The sequence below is a fragment of the Kitasatospora sp. MBT63 genome (assembly GCF_000710465.2).
Lineage (GTDB): Bacteria > Actinomycetota > Actinomycetes > Streptomycetales > Streptomycetaceae > Kitasatospora.
The window spans coordinates 1-7714 of record NZ_JAIZ01000362.1 but is presented as its reverse complement, the minus strand read 5'-3'; the positions used below and the strand labels follow the sequence as shown (position 1 = coordinate 7714).

Sequence of the window (7714 nt, the reverse complement as noted above, 5' to 3'; positions counted from 1 at the left end):
CGGCCCGCCCCCGGGCGCCGAGGCCGTGCCCGCCGCGGCGCGCGAGCAGGCGCTGGCCGCGCTGGCCGAGTTGCGGGCCGCCGCCGGGTACCTCGGTGACCCGGACCTGTTCCACCGCCCGCGGCCGCGGGCGCGGCTGCACCACGCCCTGGTGGCCGGCACCGACCCGGCCCGGCTGGCCGAGCAGCTCGCCGCGGCCGCCGAACAGCGCGTCGCGGCAGGCCTGTTGGCGGTCGGCTCGGTCCGTGCCGAGTTGCTGGAGCGGCCCGGGCGTCGGCCGTGCTTCACCCCGGACGCGCTCGCCGAGCTGCACCGCCTGCTGGTGGCGGCCGACCCGGACATCCCCGGTCCGGGCGGGTTCCGGCGCACCACCGCCCGGGTCACCTGGCCGGACGGGAGCCGGTTCGTGATCGCGGTGGCGCCCGGCCGGGCGCTGCACGGTCAGCTGGAACGCTGGTACCGGTGGGCGGTCGCCGGCGCCTCCCCGGCGCTGGACGCCGCCGCGTTCGGGATGCTGCGGCTGTTCACCGTTCACCCGTTCCCCGACGGCAACGGCCGGATCGCCCGGCTGATCGCCCAGTGCGACCTGGTGGGCACCGGCCTGCTGCCCGGTCTGCTGCTCGACCTGGACGGCTGGGCGCAGGTCCACCACGCGGCGCAGGACGAGGCGATCGTCGCGGCGGCGGACGGCGACTGGGCCCGCTGGGGCGAGCTGTTCGCCCGTGCCGTGACGGAGACCGCCAGGCACCGGAGCGCGACCATCGCCACCTACCGGCAGCTGCTCGGCGCGGCCGAGGAGCGGGTGGCGGGCGACCCGGCGGCCCTCGCCGTGCTCGGGCAACTGCGGTACGCCCCGGCGCTGTCGGCCGATCGGCTGCGCGGCCGGATCCCGTACGATCCCGCGCCCGCGCTGGCCGCGCTGCGGTCCGCCCGGATCCTTGCCCCGCACCCGCGGCTGCCGGGCGCACTGGTCCACCCGGGCCTGCTGGCGGTGCTGGACGCCCCGTACGGCGGCCCGGACGGGGATCAGGCCGGGTAGGCGCGGGTCTGGGCGGCCTTGACGGCGGCCCAGACCGAGGAGCCCGGGGCGAGGTCGAGTTCGGCGACCGCCGCCGGGGTGAGGTCGGCGGCCATCGGCAGGGCGCCCGAGAGGTCGACCCGGACCTGGTCGCCGTGCAGGTCGAGACCGTCCACGGTGGCGGGCCAGACGTTGCGGGCGCTGGAGTCGGGCCGCTCCCGGTGCAGGGTGACCGCGGCGGGCGGGAAGGCGACGAAGGCCGCGCCGGTGAGCTCCTCGGTGGTGACCAGTTCCGGGCCGCCGTCGGGCAGGGAGACGGTGTGGCCCGCGGCGGTGCCGCGGTAGAGGTTGAGGCCGACCAGCCGGGCGATGTAGTCGGTGCGCGGGTGGCGGGCGATCTCGGCGGGGGTGCCGGACTGCACCTGCCGGCCGTCCTCGATCACCACCAGCCGGTCCGCCAGCACCATCGCGTCCAGCGGGTCGTGGGTCACCAGCACCGCCACCGCCTCGAACTCCGCCAGGTGGCGCCGCAGCTGGGAGCGGACGTCGAGCCGGGTGCGGGCGTCCAGCGCGGCCAGCGGCTCGTCGAGCAGCAGCAGCCGGGGGCGGACCGCCAGCGCGCGGCCGAGCGCGACCCGCTGGGCCTGGCCACCGGAGAGCCGGCCGGGCTTGGCGGCGCTGTGCTCGGCCAGGCCCATCCGCTCCAGCCAGGGCAGCGCGGCGGCCCGGGCGGCCGCCTTGCGCAGGCCCTGGCAGCGCAGCCCGAAGGCGACGTTGTCGAGTGCACTGAGGTGCGGGAAGAGCAGGTAGTCCTGGAACACCACACCGACCGGGCGTTCCTCCGCGGGGGTGTGCAGCCCGGTGGCCGGCTCCTCGAGGGTGACGCCGTCCAGCCGGAGGTGACCGGAACCCAGCGGCAGCAGCCCGGCCAGGGCGCGCAGCGCGGTGGACTTGCCGGCGCCGTTCGGGCCGAGCAGGGCGACCGTCTCGCCGGGGGCGGCGGTCAGTGCCAGGTCGAGCCGGAAGGCGGTGCGTTCGACCCGCAGCAGGGCGTCGAGCGCGGGGCGGGCGTCGGGCGCGGTCGGCGTCATGGGTGCGGGCTCCTGGGGGAGGGGGCCGGGGGCCGGTTCACGTGGTCGACAGCCAGCGCTCGCGCAGCCCGGCGAGGACGGCGACGGACACCGCGAGCAGGACCAGGCTGAGCGCGATGGCGGCCTCCGGGTCGCGCTCCATGGCGAGGTAGACGGCCAGCGGCATGGTCTGGGTCCGGCCGGGGAAGTTGCCGGCGAAGGTGATGGTGGCGCCGAACTCGCCGAGCGCCCGGGACCAGGCCAGTACGGCGCCGGCGCCGATGCCGGGGGCGATCAGCGGCAGCGTGACCCGGCGGAACGCGGTCAGCCGGGAGGCGCCCAACGTGGCGGCCGCCTCCTCGTACCGGGGATCGGCGGCCCGCAGCGCGCCCTCCACGCTGATCACCAGGAACGGCATCGCGACGAAGGCCTCGGCGACCACCACGCCGGCCGTGGTGAACGGCAGCGTGATGCCGAAGGCCGAGTCGAGCCACCGGCCGACGATGCCGTTGCGGCCGAGCACCAGCAGCAGGGCCACACCGCCGACCACCGGCGGCAGCACCAGCGGCAGGGTCACCAGGGCGCGGATCACCCGGCGGCCGGGGATCTCGGTACGGGCCAGCAGCCAGGCCAGCGGCACCCCGAGCACCAACGACACCACGGTCGCCGAGGTGGCGCAGATCAGCGACAGCCGCAGCGCCTGCCACACCTCGGGGCTGGTCAGCTGCTCGGGCAGCGAACTCCACGGCGCCCGGACCAGCAGCCCCACCAGCGGCAGGACCAGGAAGACCAGGCCGAGCAGCGCGGGCAGCAGCAGCGGGTAGGGGATGCGGCGGGAGCGCCGGCGGCGGGTGGCCGCCGGCGCTCCGCCGGTGCTCGGTGCTGCCTTGCGCAGGGGTCCGGACAGGGTCACGGGGTCTGGAAGCCGGCCGCGGTCAGGACCTGGGTGGCCTCGGCGGACTGGATGTAGGCGACGAAGGCTGCGGCGGCCGAGGCGTTGGGGGCCTTGGTGAGTGCGGCGATCGGGTAGTCGTTCACGGCCTTGGCGGCCTCGGGGAAGTCCACGCCGTCGATCTTCGCAGCATCGGCCTTCACATCGGTCTTGTACACGAGGGAGGCGTCCACCTCGCCCAGCTCGACCTTGGTGAGGGCGCCCTTGACGTCCTGCTCCAGGGTGACCGGGGTCAGGTTGACGCTGCCCGCGGCGAGCGCGGTGACGGCCGCCGAGCCGCAGGGCACCTCCTTGGCGCACAGTGCGACCTTGACGCCGGTGAGGTCCGCCAGGCCGGCGATGTGCTTGGGGTTGCCCTTGGGGACCGCGATGGCCAGCGTGTTGCGGACGAAGACCTTGGGGCTCTCGGCTCCCTTGGCGTCGGTGACGGTCTTCATGGTGGCCGGGCTCGCGGCGGCGAACACGTCGGCCGGGGCGCCGGAGTTGATGCTCTGGGCGAGGGCGGAGCTGCCGCCGAAGTTGAAGGTCACCTTGGCGCCGGGGTTGGCGGCCTCGAACTTCTTGCCGAGCTCGGTGAAGGACTCCTTGAGCGAGGCGGCGGCGAACACCGTCAGCGCGCCGGTCGCCTTGGGGGCGGCGGCGGAGGCGGTGGAGCTGCCGGCCGGCGCCGACGCGGTCGCGGCCGGGGTGGCGGCGTCGCTGCCGCAGGCGGTGAGGCCGGCGGCGAGGGCGAGCACGGAGGCGGCGGCGAGCGCGGCGCGGAGTCTGATGGAGCTCATGGGATTTCCCCTTCTGCCGCGCCGGGGGTACGGCGCGGGGGTATGGCGGCAACGCTGATCATACTGTCGCAAATACCACCGGAAAATCCTCTGTTTCATCGCACAGGCCAGGACCACCGCGCCCGGATGATCGCATGTGCGATAGCGCAAGCCGAAAATCCCTGGCCACCGTGGTGGCCCGCCCGCGAGAGTGTCCGCACGGCGCGGCCGAGGGCCGCGCCCGGACGGGGAGGAGTACCCGGAATGTCGACACTGCGCGTCACCGCCGAACGGCTGACGATCCATGAGCACCCCAACGCGGACGCCCTCGAGCTGGCCCAGGTCGGGCTCTACCGCGCGGTGGTCGCCAAGGGCGCCTTCCGCAGCGGGGACCTCGCGGTGTACATCCCGGAGCAGGCGGTGCTGCCGCCCGCGCTGATCGAGGAGCTCGGCCTGACCGGCCGGCTGGCCGGCAGCCGGGCCGACCGGGTCCGGGCCGTACGGCTGCGCGGCGAACTCTCCCAGGGCATCGTCTGCCGCCCGCGCGCGGTCGGCGAGGACGACCTGGTGCAGGCCCTCGACTCCGGCGCGGACTTCGCCGAGCTGCTCGGCATCGTCAAGTGGGTGCCGCCGGTCCCGTCCTCGATGAGCGGCGACGTGGAGCCGGCCCCGGAGCTGCTGCCCTGGGTGGACATCGAGAACCTCAAGCGCTTCCCCGGCGTCTTCGAGCCCGGCGAGCCGGTGGTGGTGACCGAGAAGCTGCACGGCACCTGCTGCCTGCTCACCTTCCACGCCGGCAGCTGCGAGGTGCAGGTGTCCTCCAAGGGCATCGGCGCCCAGTCCCTGGCGCTCAAGGAGGACGGGCGCAACCTCTACTGGCGGGCGGTGCGCGCGCACGGCGTCCCCGAGGCGGCGGCCCGGCTGGCCGAGCGGCTCGGCGCCGACCGGGTGGGCGTCTTCGGCGAGGTGTTCGGCGCCGGGGTGCAGGACCTGGCGTACGGCGCGGTCGGCGGCGGCGAGCTGCCCGGCTACGCGGTGTTCGACGTCTCGGCGGTCGTCGACGGGCGGCTGCGCTGGCTGGACTCCGCCGAACTGCTGGACGGAGAACTGCCGCTGGTGCCCCGGCTTTGGAGTGGCCCGTTCGACGCCGACCGGGTGCTGGCGCTGGCCGACGGCCGGGAGACCGTCTCCGGGCGGGACCTGCACCTGCGCGAGGGCGTGGTGGTCCGTCCCGTCACCGAGCGGCACAGTCCGCTGCTCGGCGGCCGGGCCATCGCCAAGGTGGTCAGCGGCGCGTACCTGACCCGCAAGGGCGGTACCGAGTTCGAGTGACCGGGCGGGCCGGCGGGCGCCGGGCGCGCTCTTCTGCGGTGATGAACCGTCAGTTAGCGTGGTGCGGATACGTACATCCGTTCCAGCTCGGAGGTGTCATGCCGGCCACCCGCGCTCCCGGCCCGCCCGGTCTCCCGCTCCTCGGCTCGATGCTCGACCTCAAGCAGGACCCGTTGCGGGCATACCTCGACGCCCGGCGCGACCACGGTGACGTGGTCCGGTTCTCGGCCGGACCGCCCGGGCTGCGGGCCGAGTTCTACCTGGTCTGCTCCCCGGAGGGCGCCCAGCAGGTGCTGGCCACCCAGGCCGCCAACTTCCGCAAGGAGAACGTCTTCTACGAGGAGATCCGGCAGACCTTCGGCAACGGGCTGCTCACCTCGCAGGACGCCGACTACCTGCGCCAGCGGCGGCTGGTCCAGCCGCTGTTCACCCGGCGCCGGGTGGACGGCTACGCGCAGGCGGTCGCCGCCGAGTCCGCCGCGCTGGCCGAACGCTGGGAGCGGACGCTGCGCGGGGTGGTCGACGCGGCCGACGAGATGTCCAGGTTCGCGCTGCGCACGGTCGCCCGGATCCTGTTCGGCGCCGACGTGGAGGCCGCCATCGACGTGGTGCGCACGGCCTTCCCCGTCCTCGGCCGCTACGTGCGCGGGCGGGCGCTGTCCCCGCTGCGCACCCCCCGCAGCTGGCCGACCCCGGGCAACCGGGAGGCGGCGGCCGCCGAGGCGGCGCTCCACCGGGTCTGCGACGACATCATCGCCCGCCGGGCCGGGCGCAGCTCGGACGACCTGCTCGGGCTGCTGGCCGAGGCGCGCGGCGAGGGCGGCGAGGCGCTGGACGCCACCGAACTGCGCGAGCAGGTGCTGATCTTCCTGCTGGCCGGCCACGAGACCACCGCCACCTCGCTCACCTTCGCTCTGCACCTGCTGGGCCGCCACCCCGAGCAGCAGGAGCGGGCCGGGGCCGAGGCCCGGGCGGTGCTCGCCGGCGGCCGCCCGCCCACCGCCGAGGACCTGGCGTCCCTGCCGTACCTGACCCGGGTGCTCAAGGAGGCGATGCGGCTCTACCCGGCGGCCCCGGTCATCGGCCGGCGCGCGGCCGCGGCCTGCGTGGTGGACGGCGTGGAGATCCCGGCCGGTGCGGACGTGCTGGTCGCCCCGTACGTGACGCAGCGACACCCGGACCACTGGGAGGACCCGGAGCGCTTCGACCCGGAGCGTTTCACCCCCGAACGGGAGGCGCGCAGGCACCGCTACGCGTGGTTCCCGTTCGGCGGCGGTCCGCGGGCCTGCATCGGCCAGCACTTCTCGATGCTCGAGTCGGTGCTCGGACTGGCGGTGCTGCTGCGGGAGTTCGAGGTCTCGGCGGTCGACACCGAGGTGCGGCTGACGCACGGGATCACGCTGGAGGTCGACGGCCCGGTGCGGATAGGCCTGACCAGGAAGGGATGACGGGGGCGGGGCGTACGGGCGTGACGTCCGTGCGCCCTCGGTCGTTCCGCGCGGCCGTCGCACGCGGGGGCGCACAACGGCGGGGCCCGCGCGCCGCCCACAGGGGGGCACCATTCGAGCACAGCCGACCCTTGGCACGGGCGGCTTTTCGCATGTTCGGGTGAGCATCTTTCAACGCTCGGTAGCGTCCAGCGCATCCGAGAACGAAAGCGCACATGCGCCGGGCATATGACCCGACGTGCGGAGGCCCCGATGGGAACGATCGACCACCTGAGCGTCGGCTGGCTCACCCCGACCCTCTCCTACCTGATGGCCTGCACCGGCGCCGCGCTCGGCCTGCGCTGCACCCTGCGGGCGCTCGCCGCCACCGGCCCCTCGCGGCGGAACTGGCTGCTCACCGCGGCCGCGGCGATCGGCACCGGGATCTGGACGATGCACTTCGTCGCCATGTTCGGATTCACCGTGGACGGCACCGAACTGCGCTACAACGTGCCGCTCACCCTGCTCAGCCTGCTGGTCGCCGTCCTGGTGGTGGGCCTCGGCGTCCTCGTGGTCGGCCGCGGCCGCCACCGCGGCCGCGCCCTGCTGGCCGGCGGCACCGTCACCGGCGTCGGCGTGAGCGCCATGCACTACCTCGGCATGGCCGCCGTCCGCCTGCACGGCACCCTCTCCTACGCGCCCGGGACCGTCGCGCTGTCCGTCGTGATCGCGATCGGCGCCGCCACCGCCGCGCTCTGGGCCACCCTCACCATCCGCACCCTGCTCGCCGCCGGCGGCGCCGCGCTGGTGATGGGACTCGCGGTCAGCAGCATGCACTACACCGGCATGGCCGCGGTCCACGTCCACCTGGACCCCGCCCGCACGGGTCTGGACGGCGCCACCCCGATGCAGTTCATCTTCCCGCTCGCGGTCGGCCTCGGCTCCTTCCTCTTCCTCACCTCCGCGTTCGTCGCCCTCTCCCCGAGCGCCCAGGAACGCGCCGCCTACCGGGAGGCCGGCGAACTCGCCGTCGAGGACCTGCGCGCCACCGGACTCGACCGCGCCGCCTGAGCCCGCCCACCCACCGCCACCCCGAAAGGCAGCCACCCATGCGTGTACGCCGCGGCACCTCCCGCAGCGCGCCGCCGGCCTCCCCG

General features: G+C 75.1%; 7 protein-coding genes. 4 read left to right on the top strand and 3 right to left on the bottom strand.

Translation table 11 applies throughout. The features are described from left to right. The coding region (locus AA75_RS21175) for a Fic family protein (RefSeq protein ID WP_158515543.1) at positions 1-1039 on the top strand (1039 nt) is incomplete at its 5' end. Here AA75_RS21175 and AA75_RS21170 read toward each other — a convergent pair. The 3 genes from AA75_RS21170 to modA are packed head-to-tail and all read right to left on the bottom strand — an operon-like array spanning position 1027 to position 3819. Further along, positions 1027-2109: an ABC transporter ATP-binding protein gene (locus AA75_RS21170; RefSeq protein ID WP_033821728.1), complete on the bottom strand. Its 1083-nt coding sequence runs from the start codon at positions 2107-2109 to the stop codon at positions 1027-1029. The genes AA75_RS21175 and AA75_RS21170 overlap by 13 nt on opposite strands. A 37-nt stretch (positions 2110-2146) precedes the next feature. Further along, entirely contained in the window at positions 2147-2995 is an 849-nt protein-coding gene (locus AA75_RS21165) for an ABC transporter permease (protein WP_033821731.1), read from the bottom strand. 2 nt (positions 2996-2997) lie between these two features. Then, entirely contained in the window at positions 2998-3819 is an 822-nt protein-coding gene (gene modA, locus AA75_RS21160; RefSeq protein WP_033821727.1) for a molybdate ABC transporter substrate-binding protein, read from the bottom strand. A gap of 243 nt (positions 3820-4062) precedes the next feature. Between modA and AA75_RS21155 the strand changes: the two genes are divergently transcribed. From AA75_RS21155 to AA75_RS21145, 3 genes are all read left to right on the top strand, one after another. Beyond that, entirely contained in the window at positions 4063-5130 is a 1068-nt protein-coding gene (locus AA75_RS21155; protein ID WP_033821726.1) for an RNA ligase (ATP), read from the top strand. Positions 5131-5228: 98 nt separating this feature from the next. Further along, entirely contained in the window at positions 5229-6578 is a 1350-nt protein-coding gene (locus AA75_RS21150; RefSeq protein WP_033821725.1) for a cytochrome P450, read from the top strand. A gap of 252 nt (positions 6579-6830) precedes the next feature. Continuing rightward, positions 6831-7628 (top strand): MHYT domain-containing protein, encoded by a 798-nt coding sequence (locus AA75_RS21145; protein ID WP_033821724.1) that lies wholly within the window; start codon positions 6831-6833, stop codon positions 7626-7628. Positions 7629-7714 lie beyond the last annotated feature (86 nt).